Source organism: Sanyastnella coralliicola, assembly GCF_030845195.1.
In the GTDB taxonomy this organism is placed as follows: Bacteria; Bacteroidota; Bacteroidia; order Flavobacteriales_D; family Sanyastnellaceae; genus Sanyastnella; species Sanyastnella coralliicola.
This window is the reverse complement of the sequence record NZ_CP132543.1, coordinates 2,883,336-2,907,327: the sequence shown is the minus strand read 5'-3', so window position 1 is coordinate 2,907,327 and position 23,992 is coordinate 2,883,336. Positions and strand designations below refer to the sequence as shown.

The following is a 23,992-nucleotide window of genomic DNA, read 5'->3' as shown; positions in this document are numbered from 1 at the left end:
TGGGAGGGCCAAGGGCCTTGTGCCCTCCCATTTTCCTTTATTAACTATATATTCTAGCACTATGAAAAAGTTATTATTGTTCTGTGCGGCAGTATGCACCGGTCTGATGAGCTTTGCTCAGCTAAACCAGATCGTTGTGGAAGAATACACTCCGGCTTTCGGTGGTGTAGGTGAGCCAATCTACCGCATCTACGCTGAGATGGGAGATGCATCTGACATCGTATCTGCGGTATTCGCGATCGATCAGTGTCACCCACTTGACGTATCTACTACTACGGATTTCTTCAATGATGCTTTGGGTGGAATTAACCCATCAGGGATCAACCCAGCATTCTTTGCAGTATTCCCAACGATTGAGGCTGACTCATGGGTAACAATCGGTGTTGACAACTCAACACAGCCTGGAGCTGCTGACATCGGTCAGGCTTCTACTGTTCCTGCTGATCCATTCACAGGTTCTGTAAACACTGATCCAGGAGCTAACCTATTGATGGACGACGGTGCGTGGTTTACACTACCAACATCTGCGTCTGCACTTCCAACAGGAGTTAACAACCGAGTTCTTCTTGGACAGTTCACTACTGATGGTGACCTTTCATTCAACATCAACCTACAGGTATTCGTAGGTGGTGACCAGGCTGCTGGACGTGTTGATTACGTTTACGATGCTGCATGTTCTGGAGCTGGTTCACAGACTGGATTCGAGTCAGTTGAAAGCACTTTGACTTTCCCTAACGCGATTCCTGGATGTACTGATCCAACTGCTTGTAACTTCGATCCACTAGCTACTGCTGATGACGGTACATGTATCGCTGCTGCGGCAAACGATAACTGTTCTGGAGCTATCGCTCTTACATCAGGTGTTGCTGTGACTGTTGATAACACTAACGCTTGTGGTACTCCTGAGATCCTAACAATCCCAGCTGGTACTAACGGACTAGGTTCTTGTTCTTCTACTGACGGATGGTGTTCATTCGAAACTGACGTAGATAACGACCTATGGTACTCGTTCACTACTCCTGCAAACCCTGCAGTAGTTGACGTATACACAACTGAAACCGGTGACGTTGATGATACGCAGATGGCTATCTTCGATGCTTGTGGTGGTAACCTAGTAGCTGCAAACGATGATTTGACTGACTTCATGGCAGGTCTTTCATTCGCTTGTGGTGACCTAGCTGCTAACACTACATACTACGTAATGGTAGATGGTTACAACGGTGCTTCTGGTACGTTCGACCTTCAGGTTGATATCGACGAAGCTGCTTGTTCTAACGGATGTACTGATCCTAACGCGATCAACTTCGACGCTGGTGCTTCTGTAGATGACGGTTCTTGTATCGTTCCTACTTGTGCTCCAACTACTCCAGATAACTTCCAGTACTGCTACGATTCTAACGAATCAACTCAGTTTGTATACACAGCAGCGAACGCTGGTGATGAAGTAATCATCGAGATTCTTGCTGGTTCTTTCGAAACAAACTTCGATGACATCACTATCTACGATGGTGTTGGAAACGGAGGTGCAGTATTGTTCACTGGAGACGGAGACGTTTCTGGAGTAATCGCAGTTTCGACTACTGGTGCAATCACAATTGAAATCAACTCTGACGTTTCAGTTAGCTGTGCTTCAGGTTCACAAACTGAACTAGATTACAACGTATACTGTGGTGTTGCTGCTGTTCTTGGATGTACTGATCCATTGGCTTCTAACTACGACCCACTTGCGACTGTAGATGATGGATCTTGTATCGTTTGTAACGACATCCTTGTTGACGTAACTGTTGACGGAGGTGGATTCCCAGGTGAGGTATCTTTCGATATCGTTGATAGCGGTGCGAACGTAGTATACTCTGGAACTGGAAATGACGGTTCATTCTCACTATGTCTTCCTGCTGGATGTTACCAGATCGACATGTTCGATTCATTCGGTGACGGATGGAACGGTGCAAACATCGATTTCTCTGTAGGTGGTTCATCTATCGGAAACGTCGAGCTTGACAGCGCTCCAATCGGAGACGGTGACAACACTGGTACTGATTTCGTTGACGTAGGTAACACTGGATCTTGTCCTGTACTTGGATGTACTGATGCTACTGCATGTAACTTCGATCCTGCTGCAACGCTTGACGATGGTTCTTGTATCGCTGCTCCATGTCTAAACGACCTTCCATCACTTGCCTTTGCTCTTTCTATGGAAGCGCTAGGTTCTTGTAACGGATACGTTGGTGAAGACATCGCTGGTGCAACTGTACAGGCTCCTGAAGCTACTGCTTTCACAAGTGGTGCTGGTCTTGACCTATGGTACTCATTCGTACCTATGACATCAGGTGTACGTCTAGAAGTAAACACTGCTGATTTCGATGCATTGATCGAGCTTCAGGATGCTGGTAACAACCCACTTGACGTTGAAGACGTTGTCTTCGTGAACGGTGGTGAGGTACTAAACATCGGAAACTTGACAGCTGGTGACACTTACTTCGTACGTGTTGCTCCTTACTTCGACGTTGCAGGCCCTGCATTGTTCGATATCTGTGCTCAGTCTATTCCTGATACACGTTGTGATTACGGTCCTGGACCATACGATCTATGTGATATCTTCAAGGCTGACTGGGTTGGTGCTGATGATTACATCTTCAACTTGACTTCTCAAGGTGATGGATCAGCTTACCAGTACCAGGCAGGTGGACCGAACACATTCGTTGTTCTTTCTGATATCGCTGACCTAGGTTGGGGAGACATCTACGATGTTTCTATCAACTCTGTATTCGATCTTACTCGTGGAGACGGTAACACTGAATCTATCGAAGTTGAGAACGACGAGCCATGTACTCTAGAAGTGAACGATCAGCCATTGGCAGCTCTACGTGAGTCTGACAACCAGGCTAACTACGGTCCTCACTTCCTAGGTGATTACATCGCAGCTACTCCTTACGTTTGTGGTGTTGTTGATTGGACTTGGGAATTCGTTAACACTGACGGATCTCAGCTTCCTATCATCCACCTACGTGGAGCTTCTAACCGTTACATGCGTATTAGCGACGTTGCTGGTCTTGTTGAAGGAGCAGTTTACGAAGTACGCGTGAAGCCAGAATTCTCTAACGGAGCGGCTACTAACTACGGTGGAGTTGAACTTCTTTCGATCATCGGCCCTGCTGGTATCGTTGGAGAGATCGAATCTCCTGTAGTTCTTGCTGACGACGCTGAGCGTCTTGACGTTGTTGAAATGGGTGATCTTGCTATCTACCCTAACCCATCAAACGGTGACAACGTGACAATCAACGTTTCAGGTATCGAGTCTGAGGTAGTTTCTATCGAAGTTCTGGATGCAACTGGTAAGCTTGTACGTGCTGAGCAGATCGCTGCTACAGGTGCAAACCTTACTATCCAGACTTCAATGTCTGAGTTCACGTCTGGTCTTTACACAGTTCGCGTTATCGCGGGAACTAACGTAATGACTGAGCGTCTACAGATCGTTAAGTAATCCCTTACTTATCATATAAGGAAGGCCCCACATGGGGCCTTCTTTTTTTTGGCTTAACTTTTGCACCTGAGATCACGAAATATATTCTCATGACTAAAGCTTTCTTTCTATCCCTGATCACTGTACTGATCACAAACCTAGGCGTCGCACAAACTGTGAACTACAATGCCGCCAATCTATCTGACCCATCGAAGCTGGTTTATTTCTGTGGGGCAGATTCATTACTAGACGATAAACAGAAGGAGATTCTATTCGATGCCTTCTCTAGCCGAATCATTTTCCGTTCGGAATCTTATCAATTCGAAAAGATTGTGAGTGACACATCCTTTGTGTTCTTTTCATTGGAACCCAATCTCGACACCACAGCTTGGCAACTGGTCGGATTTAAAGGAGGCAAAAAGACAGCCCGCCTTATCAATGAAGAACCATACTATAACGATATCCCTGAAGACGTTAAATTGACTTTCGCGCTTCAACTTGATAGTGCAAAAACGAGAACACGAATGCTCGAGACCTATCTGATTTCAGGTCGCCGTCTGCTAAATGTGGCTGCACGTATGGATTCTTATGACGATTATTGGGCACGCTACGAAGACAAAGAATGGTTTGCAACTGGGTTTCAAGCGGTGATCGACTCTGCAGATGCGAGCCCAAGAACCCAAAGAGCTGGTTTTGAAGGTGAACGTCGTCAGCGAATGGGAATCATGACAGAAAAACTCGCAATTGCAGCGAGAAAGAATCCAAAAGCACAAATCATGTACCTGGATAGACAGGTCATTAAAGATGGTCAAGGCAATGAAACCGTTGCGTTTTATCTCTACGATTTGGTGCGAGGTCTTGTTTTCTTCGTTGAGGAACCCAAACAAAAAAAGGGAAAGAACTTTGTTAGTGATGAGTACCTTGATTTCCTACTTCAAGAGAATCAACTGATTCTTGGAAAACATCCTAAAGTGGCGAATCGAGGAATTTTTGAGGCGATAAGGCAATAAGCAAACAGCATATAGTATTCATAAAGAGGTCTCCCATGGAGGCCTTTTTTGTTCCTGAGATTTTTCGGATAGAAACTGACCAAATTCTCAAGAGTTCAAACCGAATACTCATTAACAAGCATTTCCTTGGTAAGAACCCTGATCTTCGTTCGAGTTAACCAACCAAAAGAAGAGGCGGTTCTAAACATACTTTAGGTCGCTTTTAAAAGAAACATTTCATTAACAATCGTCATAGGTCTGCAAACGAACTACCGTTCAAGAGCAGGTTTTGAGTCGGGATAACGCAATCCAAGAATTGCTGAAGCCTACTAAACCAAATCAAAACCAAAGACCAATGAATAAGTTAATGTTCCTGTTAGCGGCATTGAGCTGCTCGCTCTGGAGTGCGGCGCAATTCCAGCAAGTGGTTGTAGAACCCTATACGTTTACCAATCCAGAGTCTCTTCAGCCTGATGGTACGATCACTTTCCGGGTATATGCAGAAATGACATCACCCGCGGATTTCGTCGAAGGTGTATTCGCTGTAGACGGTTGTCATCCAGTAGATATTTCTACAACAACAAGCTTCTTTAATGATGAAATGGGGTTTATCACCCCAGCCATGATAAGCCAAGGACAATATGGTGCCTTACCGTATCTCGAAGCCGATTCTTGGGTGACCATTGGGGCAGAAAATCAAGAGGCACCAGGTGCAGCACTAGTGCAGTGGTTTCCAGGTCCTGATCCAGATGCGTTCGATAATTCTTTTGGACTCCCTCTCGGGGGGAGTAGCTTCATTTTAAGTGAAGGTATGTGGTTTGTTCCTGTAATGTCTCCCCCTGGAATGCCCACAGGAGATAATAATCGAGTCCTCCTCGGTCAATTTACCACTGAAGGTGAGCTTTCTTGGACGCTGGAGGGCGCCAATGAAGTGAATCTCACAGGTGATGTCGTTTCGCTCAACGACTATTTAACGTTCACAGTTGGCAACGCAGCATGTGTGATAGGATGCACAGAACCCGTTGCATGCAACTATGATCCCACAGCTAACATCGCAGTATGTGGGGCCTGTGAATACACTTCATGCCAAGGTTGTACTTACCTCGGCGCATCTAATTTTAATGATCAAGCATCCATCGATAATGGCTCATGCCTCTTCGAATTCGAAAATGCTTGTCCTGCAGATATTAACTCAGATGGTACTGTAAATGCTGGAGATCTCTTAGAGTTCTTAGGCGCTTTTGGGCAAACCTGTTCTTAACACGGTAGCTTAATTGTTGGTTGTTGGAAAGGGGGCAACGGCCCCCTTTTCTTCTTTCGTTATACATATGCGATAAAGGATGAATACCACTTTCATACCTTGCACTATGCAACAAATTCGTCCTCTCACTCTCATTCTAATTCTCACTCTCATTCTTCCTCTAACGATTGTTTTCGCTAGCGCGGAATCGATCGCTCAACAAGAGACAAGAACGTTCGTATGGGAAGCAGAATATGACGTAGAGCGATACCACGCACAGGTAGCAACAACTTCCGAAGATCAAATCTGGCGGTTAAACGATAGCCTGAAGATTGAAACAGATGCACCTTATGAAGATGAATGGTCGTGGTATTTCGTAGATCCTTCAGGTCTGCAAGATCCATTTATGGTCAACACAGTTTCTGCAGAACTTCCACTAAGCACGATCAAAGAACTCCGATCGCCTTACACCTACGAAGTCATGGTGTACCCACTCAGATTAAATCAAGAAGAGCTAATCACCCCTCCAGTCACCATCAACGTCAGGTAAATAAACCGAGTCCCACGGACGCCAGACGCCGGATGCCGGACGCCGGATTAAAGATTATCCAAGAAATAAACCAAACTCGCCATACTCGCAGCCCCAAGGTGCAGCTCTCGACGGTTGACATTTTCCCAGATGTCGTTGTTTGAGTGGTGGTAGTCGAAATAACGTTGGTTGTCTGGTACTAACCCGAAGAGCAATACCTCATCATTCTTAAGTGGACGAATATCCACACCACTCCATCCACGGCGAGCCACGTGAATACCGTATGGCTCAAGAATACTTACCCATTCTTTCAACGCGTCGTAGCCTTCGTCATCTCCTTCGATGCTGAAGCCTCGTGGCGAGAATCCGCCAGAATCACTTTCAATCGCTGCGAAATGGAAGTCGCTTTGGTCTTTGGCTACCGCAGCATAAGTCTTTCCTCCATTGTTCCCGTTCTCCTCATTAATGAAGAGTACCACGCGAATGGTGCGTTTTGGCTTATAATCCAACGCTTTCAGTGTGCGCAGCACTTCAATGGATTGAACGATACCGGCTCCATCGTCATGCGCTCCTTCACCAATGTCCCACGAGTCAAGGTGACCTCCCACAACGATGTATTCATCTGGGAACTCAGAACCTTTGATCTCTGCAATCACATTGAACTGCTCTACATCATCGTAGGCAACACAATTCATGTTCATGCTGACCTCTACTTCCTTTCCTTCTTTGAGGGCAAGTTTAATCTTTCGAGCGTCTACCGTGCTAATACCTGCTGCAGGAATACGTGGGATGTCTTCCTGGTAGCGCATTGCTCCCGTGTGAGGGAAAGTGTCAACGGCGTGCGTGAGCGAGCGAACCAAGGCTCCAACAGCTCCGTATTCAGCTGCCTTACTTGCTCCGTATGATCGTTGGTCGTAAGCACCGCCATAGGCCATGCCCGTGTTAATCAGTAGCGGATCCATTGGACGATTGAAGAGCACAATTTTCCCTTCCACCGCTTCTCGGCCCAAGGTGTCTAGATCTTCTAGATATTTTACTTCAATGACTGGTGCTTTGATTGTGCCTCCAGTACCAATGCTTCCTCCAAGTGCTGTGATGCGAATGCGTTCCGCTTCTTCCCCCACATGCATGTGCGCTGTTTCTTGTTCGCCTCTGGTCCATTTAGGAACCATGACCGGTTGCAAGAACACATTGTCTGCTCCATAGTTTTCTAGAAGCTCTTTCCCCCAGTAAATGGCATCTTCCAATTGTGGTGAGCCACTCAAGCGATGTCCAATCTCCTTACACAAGTAATGGAGGTTGTCATGTGCTTCGGCGTTAGCCAAAACTTCATCATAAATCTGACGAACCATAACAGAATCTTGATTCATCTGTTGCCCTGAGGAGAGGAAAACTCCGAAAGCAAAAAATAGCGTGAAGGTCAGTTTCATAGGAAGATCATTGCATCCAAGAGCCGTTGTTGATGTCAAGGCCCTGTCCTGTAATACTAGTTTGTTTTTCAGACATTAAGAAATCTACAAAGGTGGCGATGTCTGAAGGGTCGCTCATTCTTCCGAGTGGTACGTAGCCCATCTGGTCTTTGTACTCATCTTCATAAGGACGATTGCCGCGGTCAGCGAGCAATTGAATGCCTTGTTGTGCCATCTCTGTTTCCACCCATCCTGGAGTCAATGCGTTAACTAGAATGCGCTCAGATGCTAATTCCACTGCAAGACTTCGCGTCAGTCCGAGAAGGCCAGCTTTGCTCGTGCAGTAGGCCGTGTAGTTCGGCACACCGAAGCGAGCGAGGCATGAAGAGGTGATTAAAATGTGTTTGAATGGAGCTGAGCTTTTACGCAGGTAAGGAAGCGTCTCCATAATCGAAATGTAAGTGCCATTGAGATTGATGTCCATGATCTGCGACCATCGGTCACCTTCACCATAGGCGTTTTCACCTCCGATTCCCGCATTAGCGAAAAGACCATAAATCTCTCGATCATGTACATTGGCCTTGTTTAAAGCTGCTTTGAAACTCTCAGGGTCGGTGATGTCAGCACTCACTGCTGCATGGGCAGAGGGATTATCACATGCTTGCAGCGTTTGGTCTAGTTTATCTTGACGTCTTCCGATCAGGATAAGAGCGTAGCCTGATTTAGCAAGTTGAACCGCTGTTGCTGCCCCCATTCCAGTGCCAGCTCCAGTGATGATGATGGTTTTCATAATTCCTTAAAAGTGAATGCAATTCGTTGTTTTGAGTTGCGAGGAACCCCTTCAAACTGCATTGGATACATAAACGGTAATTGCTGAAGTACTCCGAGTGCATACTCGTAGAACTCCGGGCGGTTGAATTTAATACTTTCGATGCCAGTCACATGACCGGTGTCTTCAACGGTGACCAGAAAGACCACCTCTCCACTTCGAAGTTTCTTCCCGACCTCTATGCGCACTTCGAAGAATTTATCTCCGATTTTCTGCGTGGTAGGAAAGGTCATGAAATCAGGCATGGCAGGGTAAGTGACCGCTGGTTTGAATCGGAAATCCGAGACGATCTTGGGTCCGGTAAGGAGTTGGTTCTGAGGTTCCAAAAGCTTACCGTAGGTTACTGGAGGGATGCTATCTGTCCAGGTGATTTTCTGGCGAACGTTGTAGGTGTTCCAAACCCCGGTGGGCACACCTTTGGAGTAGAAACCGCTCTTGTAGAGTGATTCGCTTCTATACTCTCTGAACTCTCCTTCTAAACGACCTCGCTGATAGTTGTTGAACCGGAGGGTGTCTCCGTAATAATCAAAGGTCAACCACGGGCCTTCAAGCACACCATTGATGTACATTCCGCGATAGTCAATGATATCTCCTCGTCTAGTTTCAGAGAAGAAGGCTGTATCGCCTTGAAAATCACAGACGACTTTTAACCGTTCTTCGATGTCGTAGATTTTCCATTCTCCATGACGTTCACCTTCCTTGTAATTTCCTTGGTATGACTTACGGTTCTGTTCTTCGTAGGTCATAATTGGTCCGTGCAAAACGCCATTCACATAGTTAGCGATTAACGCGGTGTCTCCACCTCGGTGGTAAGCTATGCGTTGACCGGTGCCGTCCACAAGATCTCCTTTATCTTGAGGTTTACCCCATTGATCGCTCGCTTCATAGTGCTCGAAAAGCAGGCCTTTGTCATAACTCAAGTGTTCCCAGAGGTAACCAGAGTCATGATAACGACGGTAGCTTCCATCAAGCAGGTATGGGTCTTTTTCTAGGCGTGGATCATTGACAGGGTCTGAGCCGAAGACAACATCGAGCGGGTCTTTGTAAAAGTTGAGCTGCCGTTGAATCGTAGGGCTTTTGGTGTCTATGAGATATCCATAGTTCTCGTAGCGAGGGCCCGTCTTGTAGTAGGAGCGATGATTTACCTCTAAAAGTCCATCTTCATTCCATCTGAAGTCGCGGTGCAAGGCGGTGTCACCGTTGGCGTAGAAGAAATCAAGGCTTTGCAAGGTGGAGTCATTCTCCAGAATTCCTTGCATTCGGGCGTTTCCGTTGTTGTACCAACTGATGAGTTGGCCTTTTAGCTCTCCATAGTAATAGCGCTTCTGTGCTTTCTTCTGTCCGGTGGCGGTATAGAAGGTCCATACATTGTGACGGAGGCCTGCCACATACTGACCTTCAGCTGTGAGCATCTCAGAGTTCATGTCGTAATGCTTCCACCGACCATTTTTCCGGCCTTTTTGAAACGACCCTTCCATGATGAGTCTACCTTCAAACGAGGCAAGAAAATCTCCATGTAAGACGAGCGTATCATCGACCAGTCGTTCGAATTTGAGGAGAAAGGCCTGGGTATCACCCCAAACAGCCCATTCTGTAGAGTCATCTGCTGTTATATGGCTGCCTGAAGAAGCGAATAGCGTTCCACCCGATAGGGTGAAAAACAGCACGAAGGCAACAAGAATATGACGGCAGTTGGGCATCATGGGGAAAGTAACAAAAACTATACCCTTCCTAAAGTTCAAATGATCACAAATAAGTCTGAAGTTTTTTGATCTAAACGTACCTTTGACGCATGGCGAGAACATACACCACTCAGATTCCTTTGGGTTATAAAGCACCTCATTTTGCTTTGCCAGAGGTCATGCAAGGAAAAGAAATTTACTACCGAGACATTCGCGGATCGAAGGGAACGGTGGTGATGTTTATTTGTAACCATTGTCCTTATGTGATTCATGTGCGAGAAGCATTGGTGGAGCTAGCCAATGACTACAAAGACAGAGGGTTCGGCTTCGTAGCAATCAGCTCGAATGATGTGGAGAATTACCCTCAGGATGGTCCAGCGGAGATGGCGGCGATGGCAGAGGAATTGAACTTTCCTTTCCATTATTTGTACGATGAGTCACAAGAAGTAGCAAAGGCATACGATGCAGCTTGTACTCCTGATTTCAGTGTGTTTGATGCTGATGACAACTGCGTTTATCGCGGAGAATTGGATGCTTCAAGGCCTGGAAGTGGGATTCCTGTGACGGGTGAAGCCATGCGAGAAGTATTGGATTTACTTGAGAAAGGGGAGACTGTGCCAGCCGAAGGACAACGCCCAAGCATGGGGTGTAACATTAAGTGGAAAGAATGAAATACAACTTGAGCGAGGTGAACGAAGTGATCAAGAATCGCCGTTCCATCTCTCCTGAAAAATACAGCGGACGTAAAGTACACCGCGAAATCGTAGAGAATATTTTGACCAACGCCACTTGGGCTCCGAATCACGGAATGACCCAACCTTGGCGATTCAAAGTGTTCATGGATGAAGGAATGAAGAAGCTTGCTGACTTCCTTCCGGAACTCTACAAGTCATTCTCTGGAGATGACTTCTCTGAGAAGAAGTACGAGAAGATCAAGAACCGTTGCGAGACCTTGTCTGTGATGGTGATGATTTGTGTGGAGCCAGGTGAAAACCCTCGCATTCCTGAAATTGAAGAAATTGAAGCGGTAGCCTGTGGAGTACAGAACATGTACCTTACATGCACGGCATACGGCATTGGAGGATTCTGGTCGTCGCCGAAATTCGTCTACACCCGTGAGATGGCTGACTTCTTGAACTTGTCTGAGAAGGGGCAATGTTTAGGGATCTTCTACATGGGCTACCCAGAAGATGAATGGCCAACCAGCCACCGCAAACCGCTCGAATATGTGAGCGAATGGATCACTGAATGAAACTGATCAATTACGAAGAGCATCCAGCCGACAATCGGTATTATGTCTTCCGCTTTTTCGATGAAGACATTGCCAATGAGTTTGCGGAGCTCTTAGCGAGTAGAAACGTTACTTTTGAAAGAGATTCTGAAGGAGTTGAGCAGGATATTACCGTTTATTTCGGTATTCATAAAGATCACTTCAAAGATGCGTTATGGTGCAACAACATGATTCATGCGAAATACCGAAAGCCATTCATTCCAAGCGCCGTTGGAAGATGGGCACTCTTGCTGTTCGTAGCATTGATGATTGCATTGGCCTTTATCGGCTTCTTCAAGGCCCAAGGCTAAGAAGACTCGCGCTCTCGTTATCATTCTTCTTTTCATTCTCGCTTTTCCTTTCTACCGTAGCGAACGCCCAAGAAGGAGTGGCTACTTTTGGTGTTCAATTTCGTCCGCTGATTCCAAATGAATTCGTTGACTTCGGACCGGTCACGCAAGAAGGAGAGGAGCTGATTGCAACCTGGACCCCCAAGGTATCATTGAACTTTGGAATGGTGGTTCGCTATGGATTCACCCAGAATTTCTCGATTGAAAGTGGAATCAACCTAGTTCGTCGGAACTATAACCTTTCGATGGAAGCAGTGGAGGAAGGAGTATCGGGAGAGATTGATTTCGCTTTCGTAGGCTACGAGATCCCCATTCAGGCCCTTTACTACGTTCAACTAGGTGAACACCTTTGGATGAATGCCAGCGGTGGATTGTCGCTTGATATGTATCCGAGCAACACCTTTTCTGCGGGAAGCCTTCAACAGGATTCAACCTTTTACGACTTTGAACAATTCACTTCCAGAAATAGCTGGCTGCAAATGGCCGTTCAAGCGAATTATGGATTTGAATGGCGCACCAAAGACCAAGGCTATTTCTATTTAGGCGTTACCTACCACCAACCATTTTCAAACATGGCCATAGGAGAGGCAAAGTTCTTTTGGAATGAAGCCATCCTCCGTGAGTTTGGTGAGTTGTCTGGGAACTACCTCACTTTAGACTTGAGGTATTTCTTCCACGAAGATCCTGACCGGCGAAAACGGTAGCAAAAAAAAAGGCCTCCCGAAGGAGGCCTCTTACTACCAAAACCAGATATATTATTTGCGAGCTACAAGCGTGAAAGAAACCTTCACGTCGTCGTAGATCACCTTATCTCCAAGGTTGTCGAAGAATGAATCTGAACCGTAGCGGATATCGAACTTCGAACGGTCGAAAGTCAAATCAGCTGTTACAGTTACCATGTCATCTTTCATTGTCGCGTTCACTGGGAACTCGATTGGCTGTGTAATTCCTTTAATTGTCAATTGACCTTTCACCATGTAGTTCCCACCTTCTCCTTTGTATGGAGCGAATGAAGTCAATTTGAAGTCTGCAGTTTCGTGCTCAGCTACGTTGAAGAAGTCAGCAGAAGCAAGGTGTCCTTTAAGGTTCGCCTTTGTTTCATCATCCATTCCTTCGTCAGTAACAGTGATAGAGCTCATGTCGATAGAGATCATTGCTTTATCGATCATTCCCTGATCAAGAACCACAATGCCTTCACGGATATTCAGCGTTCCCATGTGTGAGCCAGTTACTTTTTCACCTACCCAGTTTAGAGTACTTTCATTAGTAACTACCTTCAACGTTGTTGATTCTCCTTCGCCTTCTCCGCCTGTTGCGAATGCGAATGTGCTCATAAGAGCCACTGCGAGTGTTAGTACGATCTTTTTCATGTCGTTTGTTTTCGAGGGGGTTGTGTTGTTTCGTATTTGATTATTGAAAAGCGTCTCCGCTTCGAAGTTTATCGAGGAGGCCATTTAATTGAGCTGCCTCTTCTTTGTTTAATCCTTTAAATAGGTTGTCAACATCAGAGATGGTCACGTCGATCGCCTCTAAGAGATCTAACCCTTTTTGCGTGATTCGAACTTCCGCTTGCCTACGGTCGCTCTCACACACTTGACGGTCGACGAGTCCTTTAATCCTGAGTTTTTCAACTAGCCTAGAAGTGTTTGAAGTCTGATCGATCATGCGTCCGCCAAGGTTGTTCACCCCGATAGGGTTCTCTTTCTGGCCTCGCAGGATACGAAGTATGTTGTATTGTGGAACTGTCAGGCCAAACTGGCGAAAGTAGCGCTGTTGATGCACATTCAATGAACTTGAGGTGTACATCAAGTTAATCGCAAGCTTCACATATTCGTTCTGAAACTCCTTTTGCTGTATTGCGTCTTCAATTTTCACGCCACAAATATATGTCAACACAATAGATGTACCTACATTAAATGTGTTAATAGATGTTTAAGGATTGGATACCTACCATGTATTTTTTGATCCTTTCGCCAATAAGACCACCTATCTTTGCCGCATGAAAGCAGCGGAAGCGTACGACAGCATACAGAAAGAAGAAGGGAAGAAGGGAGATCAACTGAAGGTGAGAACGAATCTCATCGTAACACTTCGCCTTTTATCATTCTTTGGTTTTGTAGGGTTCATTTACCTCGCATTCACTATTTCTGAATGGATGATGCTTCCTATGCTGGCTACATTAATTGCCTTTCTCCTGTTGATTCGAGCCCATGGCAAGGCGCGGTTTTTACGTGATAAGGCGCTAGCGCGGAAACGTATGTCTTCTCGAGAGCTCGAAATGTTAGCCGGTGACCTTTCATCATTTGATGGCGGACAGGCACCACCTCCTGAACACAATTATGCACATGACTTAGATGTGTTCGGATCGAATTCACTGTATCAAGTGTTGAATCGTGCGTTCTCCCCGGGAGGTATCCGACGTGTACGACAGCAATTGCTCAACGCTCCGGTGAAGCCAAAGGAAATGGCTGAGTGGCAAGAAGCGGCGAAGTCGTTGAGTAAAGAAGATGAACATCGCATTGCGGTGATTGCCTCTGCTTCTCAATTAGACATCAAAGCGTCCACCTTGGATTCGCTGATGACGTGGTTAGGAGAGAAGCAGACGCGTAGCTTCCAATGGGTGAAGCCTTTTCTATATTTGGTTCCAGCATATAGCGTGGCGCTCATTATTCTAGCAAGTCTTTCGGTGATTTCCGTGAACATGTGTATTCTCGGCTTGATGCTTCCCTTAGGACTCGTTGGTGCGAACCTCAAACACACCAATCACATCTACCAGGAATTGGGCAAGCAAGGCAAATCACTGGAACAGCTGGCTGATCTCATTGCGGAAGTATGTGCCGGTACTACTTCGGATACACGAAGTACGAAGATCAGAGAAGAGCTGACGCAAGCCGAGGCTGCATCAAGAAGGCTAGCGACTATCCTTTCTGCTTACGATCAACGAAACAACATCTTCGCATCCATTGTAACCAACGCGTTGTACTTAGCGGAGTTGAGGAACGCTTGGTTGGTCACGAAGTGGAAGAATACATACGGCAAGGAATTTCAAGACTGGCTGAACTCACTTTCAGAATATGAACTCCTCGTTTCTTTGGGAACCTTTGCGCGTAATCACGAAGGTTTGATTTGTTGGCCAGAATCAAACGCTAGCGCGGAAGTTGAAGGGGAGGCCTTAATTCACCCCTTACTCGCATTCAAGAAGGTGGTAGCGAATGATCTCTCGCTCACAAACGAGAAGAAAGTGGAGCTAATCACCGGAGCGAATATGGCGGGTAAGAGTACCTACCTCCGCACAGTGGGATTGTCTGTTTTGCTCGCTCAGATAGGAGCGCCAGTTTTGGGTAGCTCGTTTAAACTAGGTGATCTCCAACTATTCACCTCAATGCGCACTGAAGATGCTTTAGATAGTGGTACGTCTTACTTCATGGCTGAGCTCAAGCGGTTGAATCGACTGGTGGAAACCATCAATGAAGATCAATGCACCTTCGCCTTGTTAGATGAGATCCTCAAGGGAACGAATTCCCTTGACAAAGAACAGGGTTCACGTGCCTTCATCGAAAAACTGCTTCAGCGCAATGTACGTGTGGTCGTTGCAACGCACGATGTTTCATTGACCACCCTTGAGCAATCTTACCCCGCTCAAATTGAGAATCACCATTTCGCAAGCGAGGTGAAAGGGGAAGACCTCACCTTTGACTACCGCATGCGTTCCGGAGTATGTGACACCATGAATGCCACATGGCTCATGCGCTCTATGGGACTGATTGATTAATCTCAAAGCACTATTGTACATTTTCAAAATTTGGTCTAACGTTGCTTCGTAATTTCTGAGTTCGAAAGAAGAGGACCTAACCTCGAATTGTAACAACGAGCTCTTTACTTAAAGCACCTATTTCTTGGTGCCAGATATTTTGTTCAAATTCTAATTGAAGCGAGGCTTCCGATAAATTTTTGATTATGAAAAAGATGATTTTTCTATTGATCGCAATGCTCGGTACTTCCTGGGTTGTGTTGGGTCAAGAGCCAATTTCGGTGGAGGTTGAATTTCTCGGTGTAGAGATTAACGGGACCGATAGCACGTTCACTTTCTCTCAGACTAAAGGAGATGTCATTGTTTTGAGGTCTTATCCCAAATATCAATCGTATAAATACGATTTGACAAATGATTTGTTGTACAAGGGAGCATGGTTCCAAATGACTTATTCAAAGGAATCGGGAAGTGACCAACTCATCAATCTGGTATACTTAAGATCACGTTCTTCAGGGGTGAATACCGATGATGAGGATGATGACGAATCAGATGATTAATTAAATTCCAGGCCGAATGTCTTCTAGAGAATTCGGCCGTTTTTATGGACTACTTTCTCTTTGTACTTGCGGGAATTATCGCCTTCACAATTTCGACTATAGCTGGCGGAGGAGGAGCGTTGTTGTTAGTACCAATGGTAGGTTCCTTTTTTTCCATGAATTTAGTACCACCAGTAGTTCAGTTAGGGAATTTCCTAGGGCGTCCTACAAGAGTGATACTGTTCCGGAAATTCATTCGTTGGGATATTGTTAAAGTCTATTTACCGGCAGCATGGGTAGGTGCTTTTTTTGGGGCATGGTTATTTGCCCATCTCGACTTACGATGGGTGCAAGCGTTGATTGGGATTTTCTTGATAACCACGATCTTCCAATACCGCTTTGGACGGAAGTCGCGCTCTTTCCCAATGCAGTTGTGGATGTTTGCGCCCTTAGGCGGACTCGTTTGTTTCGTGAGTTCGGTGGTTGGTGCTACGGGGGCAGTATTGAATCCATTCTACATGAATTTCGGGGTCTCCAAGGAAGAGCTTGTTGCGACGAAAGCAGTCAATTCATTCCTTGTTGCCATCGTACAACTTTCCACTTATGGATTCTTCGGGGTGTTGACAGCCGACCTCTGGCCTTATGGATTGTGCATTGGCTTGGGAGCCGCTTTTGGTAATGTTATCGGCAAACGCTGGCTTGCGCACATGAGTGAAGAGCGCTTTATGCAATGGGTAATCGCCATGATGGTAATTTCAGGAGTAGTGATGCTCGTCAAGCTCTACTTCGGAGGCTGAGGTTTCCAGTCTTCTATCTCACAGACACAGCGAATCGCAAAGTACAGCTTGTAGACTTCTTCAGCGTGGGAATGAAAATAGTAGGGCTCTAGGTTGTTCGTTCCGTCCATGTGGAAGTGCCAGAGTTCTTCGCCGTCTTCTGATGTTAGGTTGTCGAACCATAAAGAGCAGTTGACGTGTTGATGGAGGTAGTGTCGTTTATGTTTGAAACCAGCCGGAACAAGTGAGAGTCCCGTTGAGTTGGAAGCCCATTTGTGCTGTTCCCATTCACTGCCATCCATAAATGCTTCTACACCTAGTTCATCTATCATGGCTTTCAGTTCGGGCCAGTCTTGAGTGCTAGGTAAGCGCCATCCGTCAGGACAAACTGAATGATATTCTGTAGCAGGGTATAAGCGGCCCCATTCTCCTTTGATTTCTTTTTCAGACAAGGCAGGGACCGATCCTTCGGTATGGAAATTGAGATTGGAAGTCATCCAGTAGAGAGAACCAATACGAACTGCCTCATAGGTTTGGGCATCGCGCGCATCAGTAAAGGAGATCTTTTGGTTGTGTTCAGTGTCCGATTCCGCGATAGCGAACACAGCCCAAAAGAGAATGAGAGCGTAGTTCATGAGAAGTTTAGTTGCGCTTATGCAACGTTCAAGTCTAAAGGATTGTTGTTACTTGTATATGAATATTGAATGATGCGAATTCTAGCAATTGTTGTCCTCCTAATTCTTGGTTGTGAGCTCTCGGCTCAACTAGACTATTGTGTTGGTCCGGTGCACTATGCACCAATCAATGCCGAGGGTACAGAAACAGGTCATGTATTGTCGCCTATCAACCCGGTACGTGAAAGTGATCGCGAGCTCTGTTTTTCTAGGAGATACTACCGCAAGATTCGCATACACCAAGATACCGCAGCTTATGGCGCTGAAGGATGTGGACTACTTCAGCTACTGCATCGAACAGGTGATTTATGCGAAGCGCAATACATAAATGTGCCAGACTGTGATTCAGCCATTCTATCGCTAAATCACAAAATGAACAGCCTGATTGCCGGTGGCGCTTCGAGATGTGACGACGGTTACGATGTATACCGATACCCCTTCGTTACTTACTTCTCAGACACCATGATTAGCATGGAGATCAGAGAAGTGTATATGCCGTGGGATGACAAGTACGCCGCAGAAGTGGAGGCCTTCCGATTAAAGCGAATGGCACTTAAGGGTGAGCTGGACACCACCAAGCAGGCCATGGGTGAGATCATGAAACAAGAAGGAATTCCGCAACTTCCAGAGATCAACTATCTCTCCCCTCGGGGAGATCAGGCCTTAGAAAGATGCGTCCGGTGCGAGAAGTACGCGGGTTCGTTAAATGGCAATCCTTCGAGAGATATCAGAGGTACAATGATTGGGTTGACTTTTGACCCACGGGACTTTGATGAGTTTCCTGATCCTGTAGAAATTTTAGGTGAAGACTGGCGAAAAGTGGTACACAAGCACGTCGTGAATTGGAACAAGGATCACCCTGACCTAGAGGTGAATGAGTACCATTATCGACCGAAAGAAATGCGTCAATTCATGTACGCTTTCGCGGAAGACCATTTCATTGTCTACATCGGAAATGAAGGCGAGTTCGGGGCTTATTGGCGATTGAGGATTCCTTTTGCTGAGTTTGAATGATGCTATTCGACCCTGACAAAGGTGTAGTCAGCATGTTCCGTACCGAAACTGTTTACAGGGATGAAGTTGAATCCACTTGTGGTAATGGAATCATGATGGAATTGATCGAACCATAGCCGTGAGGTGGAGCTGTACATTTTCACATAATCTTCGAGACCAGGACATTCAAAGCGAATTGAATTTTCATCTTGTTCAATATTCTTGACTCTTGAGCAAGTCAATTTGTTGCCATCTGAGAATAAACAGACTCTACCGCGACGATGAATTTCAACTTCAAATTCAAAGCCAAGATTGGTTTCTGAAGTGTACCAGGGATATCCTGGTTCACCAGTTGTTGAAGAGACGGTTGTTTTAACACATTTCCATCGACCTACTAGCGGCTCAAGGTCACCGTCGAAGTTGTTCTTTGTGCAACCAGAGCCAAGAAGTATAACAGAAAGAAAGAAGGCGATTCTGCTCATGACTATCTAAGATACATTCTCAACATGAATAGCCCGAACGATAAGGAGGATGTAACCGATTTCAGTTTCTAGCGTAAAAACACAGACGAACCTCCGCGCGAGCGGACAAATACTGTGACATGACGCTTTACTCTTTCCTCATGGCTGCGATGCTAATGGTATCAGCGCCAACTGAAGACTCTCTCCAGCCGATCGACCAGGAACATTTCCTCATCTATGGATTTACGGTAGAGAAGGTATATGGCAGCGACAACGAGGCCAATGCCCCAGATACACGATGTATTGTGTATCGTGACAACGAGATTTACGTGGCTTTCAAAAGCAGCGACAAAGGAGAATACATCTTTAATCTTCCACTAGGACATGAGTACACGCTCGAGTTCGGAGGTGAAGACTTCGTGAACAAACGCGTCGTGATTGATGCAAAGAAGTGCAAGCCGAAGAAGAAGAAAGGACATGTAGTCGAAATGGACATGTCACTCTTCCGTCCTGTGGACGGCATTGATTACAAAGACCTAGAGCAGCCCATCGTACGTTGGTATTATGACAACTACGAAAAGGCCATGGTGCCTGACCTTGAGGTGCTCGACGGCATGTGGCGAACAGTAGAACGCCTTTACAAGAAATCTGAGAAAGAAGCGATGAAGTAATTAGCCGAGAAGAGCACGCACTACGTTGGCGATATCTTTTCCGTCAGCTTTACCAGCGAGTTCTTTGGATGCAATTCCCATCACTTTACCCATATCTGCCATAGAAGAGGCTCCAACACGAGCTACGATTTCTTCTACGGTAGACTGAAGTTTTTCCGGGCTGAGTTGCTCAGGCAAGTATTGCTTGATCACCTCAGCCTGTTGCATTTCCTCATCATGAAGATCTGCACGTCCTTGCTCTTTGTAGATAGCAGCAGCATCAACGCGCTGCTTGTAGAGTTTATTCAGGATCTGAATACCCACACCTTCGTCGATACCATCTGACCCATCTTTGGTCATCTCTAGCATGAGTTTAGACTTGATATCACGCAATGCTTGAAGTGTTGCCATGTCTTTGGCTTTCATTGCGGTTTTGATGTCTGCGGTGATCTGTTCTGTAATGTTCATGATCCTGATTTTCGACAAAAGTAAAAAAGGCCGAACGATCTGTTGATCATCCGGCCCTTTATTGAGAAAACTATTGTGCTTAGTCTACATTGTTATGTAGGAATGAATTATCGTCACGGAGCTGTGCTCTGCGTTTTCCATTTTCATCTTCTTCTTCACCCAAAGAGAACTTTGATACGGTGCTATCAGATGAGTGCGGAGTGTTATCAAGGTTGATTTGACGACGAACAAATGCCGGTTCGCTTTCCAGGTCACTCAATCCACTAGGTGTCTTCAGCTTCATTGAGATTTCACGGATACGCTGCTCGCGTTCGCGATTGCGCATCATCAACTCTTCACGTGTAGGCTGAGCGTCTTGTCCTTCGTTAGCTGTCGGTTCTTCCTGTTCTGGAGTCACAGAGAGTTCATCGGTGAACTGTACGCTGTCAGTAGGGGAGGTGGAGAGCAATTCATCCTTGGTCACTTCTGCACCATCAAGGGTGAAATAGTGTGTTTCTTCCGGAGTTTCAGGCTCAAATTTCAATGCGTCGTTCGCCGGTGCTGGTTCCTCTTCTTGGATAGGAGCAACTGGCTCTTGAGAAGCAGTGATTGGAGACTCTACTTCAAACAGCATTGGCTGGTCGTTCGCAGGAGCTTCCCATTCTTCTTCTTGAGTTGTTTCCTCCAAGGTGTGACGAATTACTTCGTCTTCATTGGTAGGCGCTGCCGGTTCTGGAGCTGGTGTTGGTTCTGGTGTAGGTTTTACCAAGAACGGCTCTTCAGCTTTCGGCTGCTCAACGATGAAAGGCTCATTGTTTGACGTTGGCTTGTCAACTTTTTGAGTTACTTCCTTCACGTTGTCCATTGGAAGATCGAATTTCTTCACTTCCACTGGCTTTTGCGGGATTCCCGCATCAATATCATTTTGAGAGAATCCAGTGGCAATCACGGTCACGCAAAGGTCGCTTCCAAGTGCTTCGTCTGGTCCGTATCCCCAAATGACTTCGGCGGTGCTTCCAGCGCGATCTTGGATGTAATCCGTGATTTCTGAAATTTCATCCATGAGGACTTCTTCAGAACCGTGAGTGATATTGAGGAGAACGAAGTTCGCTCCTGTAATGTCGTTGTCGTTCAATAGAGGAGATTCCAATGCCTGTTCAACAGCGAACATTGCACGTCCGTCTCCAGATGCACGTCCAGATCCCATGATCGCAACGCCCGAATCGCGCATCACAGTGTTCACGTCGTTCATGTCGACGTTGATCTGTCCGGTAAGTGTGATTACTTCAGCGATTCCTTTAGCTGCAGTACACAGTACTTCATCAGCATGGTCAAAGGCTTTCTTCAACGGAAGGTTTCCGAAGAGTTCGCGAAGCTTATCGTTTTTGATCACGAGCAGTGTGTCTACTGCATCGCGCATTTCTTCAAGACCTGAGTCAGCTTGTTGAGAACGGCGACGACCTTCGAAAATGAAAGGAATCGTCACGATACCAACGGTAAGGATGCCCATTTCTTTGGCAGCGCGTGCAATGACTGGAGCAGCTCCTGTTCCAGTACCTCCGCCCATTCCGGCCGTAACGAATACCATTGTTGTGTTTTCACCAATAATGGCTTTCACATCTTCCAGGTTCTCCACCGCTGCGTTTCGTCCAACTTCTGGTAGAGACCCTGCTCCGCGTCCTTGCGTTAAGGTCTCTCCCAACTGGATCTTCACTGGCACCGGACTAGCGTCTAATGCTTGCGCATCGGTATTGCAGACCATGAAGTCTACTCCCTTAATGCCTTGCTCGTACATGTAATTGACGGCATTGCTACCGCCTCCTCCAACACCGATGACCTTAATGATTGAAGATTGCTCTTTCGGCAGGTCAAAACGCATGGGCTCGAAATTCTGGTTTTCCATTCTCAATATATTGGGCTGAAATAGAGGTGTTTAGTCAGATTTGTCAATGCTTCTGACAGCATACACAAGATGTAGAAATTGGGCTACGAGGTGACAAGAACTTTTACAAGTGATTCACCTTCGAATGTTGAAAAGTGGGGGCAATACGCGACCTATTCCGGTTTCGTTCTGGCACTGATCATTTTATCGAACTCTTCGTCATACGGTTCCCATAGTTCAAGACGCAATCCATCGCAGTCAAGAATGTGAGCAAACTTCCCGTATTCATAGATCTCGATCTCTTTGACTACCTGCACACCTTCCTCTTTAAGGACCTTGATCAACGCTTCCAAATCAGCTACTCGGTAGTTGATCATGAATACTTGTCCGCCCTCGCCGAAGTAGTCGCTCCCTTCACCAAAAGTGCTCCACGCAGTGAAGCCTGGGGTCTTAGCGTTATTCTTCCATTCGAAGCTAGTGCCATAATCATCGGTGTCGAAACCGAGATGCTTTGAATACCATTCGCGGGTTTTTTTGGGGTCGGGTGTCTTGAAGAAAACACCACCAATGCCAGTTACTCTTTTCATGTATGAATGCGGATTGCGGAATGCGGAACGCGGTGGGGGGAATGTGGAACGCGGAACGCGGTTATTAGTTGTTGGTCCTTAGTTATTGGTCTCTAGTCTCCAGACCCTCGTCTCTCGTCTCCAAAAGGAAGGGCGCAAATCTGCGCCCCTTCCATTCTTCCTCTATTTCTAATTCTTATTCTAACTCTAATTCTTCCTCTATTCTTCTTCGTTCTCGAACCAATCGCGAACGCTATCCAAGAACTTGCGCATTCCGCGTTTGTCTTGTGATTCTTGAAGAGTTTCTTGAGGAGTCATTTCGTCGTTTTCTTGTGTTCCGTTGCGCTGGTCGTAGCCTTTGATAACAAGACCAACACCGGTTGCGTACATCGGCCACATGAGCTCTTTGTTTGGAGCTTTGGCAACGTGCTCGTTCGGGTAACCGATACGGCAATCCATACCTGTTACGTATTCGAAGAGTTGGGTGATGTACTTCAGTTGGCTACCTCCACCGGTGATAACGATCCCACCAATCAACTGCTTCTCAAAGCCGCTGCTGCGGATTTCGTAGTACACGTGTTCTACGATTTCCTCCATACGGGCTTGAATGATCTGAGCGAGGTTCTTGAGCGAGATCTCTTTCGGGTCACGTCCACGAAGACCTGGGATGCATACGATTTCAGTTTCTTTCATCTCCAGTGCGAGGGCAGCACCAAACTTGCGCTTGAGCTGTTCTGCTTGAGGACGAAGAATCGTACATCCTTGTTTGATGTCGTCAGTGATAACGTTACCTCCGAAAGGAATTACCGCGGTGTGGCGAATAATCCCATCTTGGAAGATCGCGATGTCAGTAGTACCACCACCGATATCTACCAATGCCACACCTGCTTCTTTCTCTTCTTCAGAAAGTACAGCTTCAGAAGACGCCAATGGTTCCAAGATCAATTGATCCACTTTTAGTCCGGCGCGAGCAACACACTTGTAGATGTTACGGGCAGCAGCCGTCTGTCCGGTAATGATATGGAAGTTCGCCTCGAGGCGAATTCCAGACATCCCGATAGGATCTTTGATTCCTTGTTCGTTATCAACAGTATATTCTTGCGGCAGTACGTGGATGATTTCTTCTCCCGGAAGCATCACCAACTTGTACATGTCGTTCACCAACGCGTCAATATCCGTCTGTTCGATTTCATCATCGAGGTTGTCACGTGTGCGCAACCCGCGGTGTTGAAGGCTCTTAATATGCTGACCAGCGATACCAACGTTCACCACTTTGATCTCTACGTCAGAGTTCTTTTCTGCTTCTTCTACCGCTTCGCGAATAGCAGCTACCGTTTTTTCGATATTCGAAACCACTCCACGGGTGACTCCAACAGAATCACTCTTCCCGTACCCGAGGATCTCGATCTTTCCGTGTTCAGTCTTGCGACCTACGAGGCAGGCGATCTTGGTTGTACCAATGTCTAGACCTACAATGATTTCTGAGTTCTCCATG

General features: G+C 46.3%; 24 protein-coding genes. 13 read left to right on the top strand and 11 right to left on the bottom strand.

The annotated features are described in order from the left end of the window. Positions 1–61: 61 nt before the first annotated feature. The 4 genes from RA156_RS12165 (at position 62) to RA156_RS12150 (ending at position 6,242) form a co-directional block, all read left to right on the top strand. Positions 62–3,484 carry a T9SS type A sorting domain-containing protein gene (locus RA156_RS12165; RefSeq protein WP_306640391.1) on the top strand — a complete coding sequence of 1,141 codons (3,423 nt, stop codon included), beginning with the start codon at positions 62–64 and terminating at the stop codon, positions 3,482–3,484. An 89-nt stretch (positions 3,485–3,573) separates the two neighbouring features. Further along, positions 3,574–4,473, top strand: coding sequence for a hypothetical protein (locus RA156_RS12160; protein WP_306640389.1), 900 nt, complete (start codon positions 3,574–3,576; stop codon positions 4,471–4,473). Between the two features lie 334 nt (positions 4,474–4,807). Further along, a complete protein-coding gene (locus RA156_RS12155; protein WP_306640387.1) occupies positions 4,808–5,713 on the top strand; it encodes a hypothetical protein in 906 nt (301 codons plus the stop codon). Positions 5,714–5,819: 106 nt separating this feature from the next. Then, the gene (locus RA156_RS12150; RefSeq protein WP_306640385.1) at positions 5,820–6,242 is read left to right on the top strand and encodes a hypothetical protein; all 423 of its coding nucleotides are present in this window, start codon (positions 5,820–5,822) and stop codon (positions 6,240–6,242) included. A 47-nt stretch (positions 6,243–6,289) separates the two neighbouring features. Here the strand turns inward: RA156_RS12150 and RA156_RS12145 are convergent, their stop codons facing one another. The 3 genes from RA156_RS12145 to RA156_RS12135 are packed head-to-tail and all read right to left on the bottom strand — an operon-like array spanning position 6,290 to position 10,162. Continuing rightward, positions 6,290–7,651, bottom strand: coding sequence for a M20/M25/M40 family metallo-hydrolase (locus RA156_RS12145; RefSeq protein ID WP_306640383.1), 1,362 nt, complete (start codon positions 7,649–7,651; stop codon positions 6,290–6,292). 7 nt (positions 7,652–7,658) lie between these two features. Continuing rightward, positions 7,659–8,420: an SDR family NAD(P)-dependent oxidoreductase gene (locus tag RA156_RS12140; RefSeq protein ID WP_306640382.1), complete on the bottom strand. Its 762-nt coding sequence runs from the start codon at positions 8,418–8,420 to the stop codon at positions 7,659–7,661. After that, positions 8,417–10,162, bottom strand: coding sequence for a hypothetical protein (locus tag RA156_RS12135; protein ID WP_306640380.1), 1,746 nt, complete (start codon positions 10,160–10,162; stop codon positions 8,417–8,419). Before RA156_RS12135 ends, RA156_RS12140 begins: the two co-directional genes overlap by 4 nt. A gap of 89 nt (positions 10,163–10,251) precedes the next feature. Between RA156_RS12135 and RA156_RS12130 the strand changes: the two genes are divergently transcribed. Genes RA156_RS12130 through RA156_RS12115 form a run of 4 tightly spaced genes read left to right on the top strand, consistent with a single transcriptional unit; the run spans position 10,252 to position 12,465 of the window. Beyond that, on the top strand, positions 10,252–10,812 hold the full coding sequence (locus RA156_RS12130; RefSeq protein WP_306640379.1) for a thioredoxin family protein: 561 nt from the start codon (positions 10,252–10,254) through the stop codon (positions 10,810–10,812). After that, positions 10,809–11,393: a nitroreductase family protein gene (locus RA156_RS12125; protein ID WP_306640377.1), complete on the top strand. Its 585-nt coding sequence runs from the start codon at positions 10,809–10,811 to the stop codon at positions 11,391–11,393. Before RA156_RS12130 ends, RA156_RS12125 begins: the two co-directional genes overlap by 4 nt. Next, positions 11,390–11,722 (top strand): hypothetical protein, encoded by a 333-nt coding sequence (locus RA156_RS12120; RefSeq protein ID WP_306640375.1) that lies wholly within the window; start codon positions 11,390–11,392, stop codon positions 11,720–11,722. The genes RA156_RS12125 and RA156_RS12120 overlap by 4 nt, the downstream gene beginning before the upstream one ends. Beyond that, positions 11,650–12,465, top strand: coding sequence for an outer membrane beta-barrel protein (locus tag RA156_RS12115; protein ID WP_306640373.1), 816 nt, complete (start codon positions 11,650–11,652; stop codon positions 12,463–12,465). Before RA156_RS12120 ends, RA156_RS12115 begins: the two co-directional genes overlap by 73 nt. A gap of 51 nt (positions 12,466–12,516) precedes the next feature. On the opposite strand, the gene RA156_RS12110 is transcribed toward RA156_RS12115, so the two are convergent. Then, positions 12,517–13,131: a YceI family protein gene (locus tag RA156_RS12110; protein ID WP_306640372.1), complete on the bottom strand. Its 615-nt coding sequence runs from the start codon at positions 13,129–13,131 to the stop codon at positions 12,517–12,519. A 40-nt stretch (positions 13,132–13,171) separates the two neighbouring features. After that, complete coding sequence (locus RA156_RS12105) at positions 13,172–13,636, bottom strand: MarR family winged helix-turn-helix transcriptional regulator (RefSeq protein WP_306640371.1); 465 nt, start codon at positions 13,634–13,636, stop codon at positions 13,172–13,174. A 124-nt stretch (positions 13,637–13,760) separates the two neighbouring features. Here RA156_RS12105 and RA156_RS12100 point away from each other — a divergent pair, with 124 nt between their 5' ends. The 3 genes from RA156_RS12100 to RA156_RS12090 all read left to right on the top strand — a co-directional run bounded on the left by RA156_RS12100 (position 13,761) and on the right by RA156_RS12090 (position 16,845). Continuing rightward, the gene (locus RA156_RS12100) at positions 13,761–15,533 is read left to right on the top strand and encodes a MutS-related protein (RefSeq protein ID WP_306640370.1); all 1,773 of its coding nucleotides are present in this window, start codon (positions 13,761–13,763) and stop codon (positions 15,531–15,533) included. A 185-nt stretch (positions 15,534–15,718) separates the two neighbouring features. Next, complete coding sequence (locus RA156_RS12095) at positions 15,719–16,069, top strand: hypothetical protein (RefSeq protein WP_306640369.1); 351 nt, start codon at positions 15,719–15,721, stop codon at positions 16,067–16,069. Positions 16,070–16,113: 44 nt separating this feature from the next. Beyond that, positions 16,114–16,845 (top strand): sulfite exporter TauE/SafE family protein, encoded by a 732-nt coding sequence (locus RA156_RS12090; protein ID WP_306640367.1) that lies wholly within the window; start codon positions 16,114–16,116, stop codon positions 16,843–16,845. Here the strand turns inward: RA156_RS12090 and RA156_RS12085 are convergent. Next, positions 16,830–17,459, bottom strand: coding sequence for an FISUMP domain-containing protein (locus RA156_RS12085; protein ID WP_306640365.1), 630 nt, complete (start codon positions 17,457–17,459; stop codon positions 16,830–16,832). The genes RA156_RS12090 and RA156_RS12085 overlap by 16 nt on opposite strands. A gap of 69 nt (positions 17,460–17,528) precedes the next feature. Between RA156_RS12085 and RA156_RS12080 the strand changes: the two genes are divergently transcribed. Continuing rightward, on the top strand, positions 17,529–18,512 hold the full coding sequence (locus tag RA156_RS12080; RefSeq protein WP_306640363.1) for a hypothetical protein: 984 nt from the start codon (positions 17,529–17,531) through the stop codon (positions 18,510–18,512). A gap of 2 nt (positions 18,513–18,514) precedes the next feature. Here the strand turns inward: RA156_RS12080 and RA156_RS12075 are convergent, their stop codons facing one another. After that, a complete protein-coding gene (locus tag RA156_RS12075) occupies positions 18,515–18,973 on the bottom strand; it encodes a hypothetical protein (protein ID WP_306640362.1) in 459 nt (152 codons plus the stop codon). A 140-nt stretch (positions 18,974–19,113) separates the two neighbouring features. Between RA156_RS12075 and RA156_RS12070 the strand changes: the two genes are divergently transcribed. Continuing rightward, complete coding sequence (locus RA156_RS12070) at positions 19,114–19,623, top strand: hypothetical protein (protein ID WP_306640361.1); 510 nt, start codon at positions 19,114–19,116, stop codon at positions 19,621–19,623. Here RA156_RS12070 and RA156_RS12065 read toward each other — a convergent pair whose 3' ends face one another. The 4 genes from RA156_RS12065 to ftsA all read right to left on the bottom strand — a co-directional run bounded on the left by RA156_RS12065 (position 19,624) and on the right by ftsA (position 23,991). Next, complete coding sequence (locus RA156_RS12065; protein WP_306640359.1) at positions 19,624–20,070, bottom strand: GatB/YqeY domain-containing protein; 447 nt, start codon at positions 20,068–20,070, stop codon at positions 19,624–19,626. A gap of 79 nt (positions 20,071–20,149) precedes the next feature. Next, positions 20,150–21,952, bottom strand: coding sequence for a cell division protein FtsZ (gene ftsZ / locus RA156_RS12060; protein WP_306640357.1), 1,803 nt, complete (start codon positions 21,950–21,952; stop codon positions 20,150–20,152). A gap of 152 nt (positions 21,953–22,104) precedes the next feature. Then, positions 22,105–22,518 carry a VOC family protein gene (locus tag RA156_RS12055; protein WP_306640355.1) on the bottom strand — a complete coding sequence of 138 codons (414 nt, stop codon included), beginning with the start codon at positions 22,516–22,518 and terminating at the stop codon, positions 22,105–22,107. Positions 22,519–22,716: 198 nt separating this feature from the next. Next, on the bottom strand, positions 22,717–23,991 hold the full coding sequence (gene ftsA / locus RA156_RS12050; protein ID WP_306640353.1) for a cell division protein FtsA: 1,275 nt from the start codon (positions 23,989–23,991) through the stop codon (positions 22,717–22,719). Position 23,992 lies beyond the last annotated feature (1 nt).